The organism is Mycobacterium sp. (genome assembly GCF_049802695.1).
Taxonomy (GTDB): Bacteria; Actinomycetota; Actinomycetes; order Mycobacteriales; family Mycobacteriaceae; genus Mycobacterium.
Genome location: NZ_JBARMY010000536.1, coordinates 1 through 2,373, shown reverse-complemented (window position 1 = coordinate 2,373; position 2,373 = coordinate 1). Strand labels below are relative to the sequence as shown.

The window sequence follows — 2,373 nt, the reverse complement described above, 5'->3', positions numbered from 1 at the left end:
GGGCTGGGCACCGGCCGGCTCTTCGTCGAGGACGTCGTTGGGCCGGTGGTGCCCGTCGACGGTGAACTGCCCGTCGTGCGCGTGACGCCTGATCCGGCGCGGTTGCAGTCCCTGGCCGCGCCGCCGGAGCGCCGGCAGTGGTGGATTGACCGGATCAAAGCCTGCCATGGGCTGCTGACCTGACCCGGCACCGGTAAAAGCCGCACGTTGACCTGCAGTTCACCGGGTTCAGCGTCAGCGACGAGCCGATGGCGGCAAGCACCCGCACACTCGATCGCATCCCGCGATAGCGGCATAACTGCGCCTTCTGGGGCTGAGTGACCCGACGGCGTCGCGTAGGTTCGAGCCCGTGACCAACTTGGCCTACACCGACAACGGGACCGGAGAACCGGTGGTGTTCATCGCCGGCTGGGGAGGCGCCGGGCGCGGGTGGCATCTGCACCAGGTGCCGGCGTTCCTGGCGGCCGGATACCGTGTCATCACGTTCGACAACCGGGGGATCGGCGCCACCGGGAACGCCGACGGATTCACCACCCAGACGATGGTCGCCGACACCGCGGCGCTGATCGAAAGCCTGGGCGCGGCTCCGGCGCGCATCGTCGGAGTGTCGATGGGCGCATTCATCGCTCAGGAACTAATGCTGGTCCGGCCCGACCTGGTCAGCAAAGCCGTCCTGATGGCCACCCGTGGTCGCCTGGATCGCAGCCGGGACTTCTTCCGCTCCGCCGACGCCGAGGTCGCCGCGTCGGACGTCGACCTGCCGATCGCTTACAGCGCTAAAGTCCGGATGCTGGAGAGCTTCTCACCCAAGACGCTGAACGACGACGTGGCCGCCGGTGATTGGATCGCGATGTTCACCATGTGGCCGCACAAGTCCACACCCGGACTGCGCTGCCAGGTGAATGTCGCGCCGACGCGCAGCCGGCTGGCCGCCTATAGCGCCATCACCGCACCGGTGCTGGTGATCGGGTTCCGCGACGACGTGGTGACGCCGCCGCATCTGGGACGCGAAGTAGCCGACGCCATCCCCGGCGGCCGCTACCTGGAAGTGGCCGACGCCGGGCATCTCGGCTTCCTGGAGCGGCCGGAGGCGGTCAACACCGCGGCGCTGCAGTTCCTGGCCGGTGCGGCCGTCTGATCAACCCGACTGAATCCGATCGTCGGGCTATTCCTCGGGCCGTACCGGCCCGCATCGTCGCCCGACTGAATCCGAATCGTCGGGCTTCTCCTCGGGCCGTACCGGCCCGCATCGTCGCCCGACTAGCCTGAAGTGGTGAACGCTTCGACGACTCAAGCCCGCGTCGTCGTCGACGAGCTCATCCGCGGCGGGGTGCGCGATGTGGTGCTGTGCCCGGGCTCGCGTAACGCGCCGCTGGCGTTCGCGCTGGACGACGCCGACCGTGCCGGCCGGATCCGGCTGCATGTCCGCATCGACGAGCGCACCGCCGGGTTCCTGGCCATCGGGTTGGCGATCGGAGCCGGCGCACCGGTATGTGTCGCGATGACGTCGGGCACGGCGGTGGCCAACCTCGGTCCAGCGGTCGTGGAGGCCAACTACGCGCGGGTGCCGCTGATCGTGTTGTCAGCCAACCGGCCCTACGAGTTGCTCGGAACCGGCGCCAACCAGACCATGGAACAGCTCGGCTACTTCGGCACCCAGGTCCGCGCCACCATCAGCCTGGGGCTGGCCGAAGACGGGTATGAGCGGATGGACTCGTTCAACGCGACCTGGCGGTCGGCCACCTGCCGCGTCGTGGCGGCCGCAACCGGATCGCGGACCGCCAACGCGGGCCCGGTCCACTTCGACATTCCGCTGCGCGAACCGCTGGTGCCGGACCTGCACAGCGGAAACGCCGCAATGCCGACCGGCCGGGCCGGCGGGAAACCCTGGACTTACACCCCGCCGGTCACCTTCGACCAGCCGCTGGATATCGACTTGACCGCCGACACCGTCGTCATCGCCGGCCACGGCGCCGGTGCGCACCCGAATCTGGTGGATCTGCCGACCGTCGCCGAGCCCACCGCACCGCCGGCGGTCAACCCGCTGCATCCATTGGCCCTCCGGTTGCTCCGCCCGCAACAGGTCATCATGCTGGGCCGGCCCACCCTGCACCGCCCGGTGTCGGCGCTGCTGGCCGACCCGTCCGTGCCGGTCTATGCGCTGACCACCGGGCCGCGCTGGCCCGATGTATCCGGCAATTCGCAGGCCACCGGCACCCGCGCGGTGCTGACCGGCACCCCGAACCCGTCGTGGCTTCAGCGCTGCGCTCAGGCAAACCGGCAGGCGGCCGATGCGGTGCGCGGTCAACTCCGGGCGCACCCGCTGACGACGGGTCTGCACGTCGCCGCCGCGGTGGCCGACGCGCTGCGTCC

Annotated in this window: 2 protein-coding genes and 1 pseudogene; all 3 read left to right on the top strand. The window is 69.9% G+C overall.

Features of this window, described 5'->3' with window-relative positions; all coding sequences use genetic code 11:
* Nucleotides 1–183, top strand: a pseudogene (locus tag WA317_RS21190) (o-succinylbenzoate synthase); the annotation flags it as partial.
* Nucleotides 184–349: 166 nt separating this feature from the next.
* Complete coding sequence (locus WA317_RS21185; protein ID WP_425174896.1) at nt 350–1,138, top strand: alpha/beta fold hydrolase; 789 nt, start codon at nt 350–352, stop codon at nt 1,136–1,138.
* A gap of 135 nt (nt 1,139–1,273) precedes the next feature.
* Nucleotides 1,274–2,373 (top strand): 2-succinyl-5-enolpyruvyl-6-hydroxy-3-cyclohexene-1-carboxylic-acid synthase (gene menD, locus WA317_RS21180; protein WP_425174895.1); only part of this gene is annotated, 1,100 nt, incomplete at its 3' end.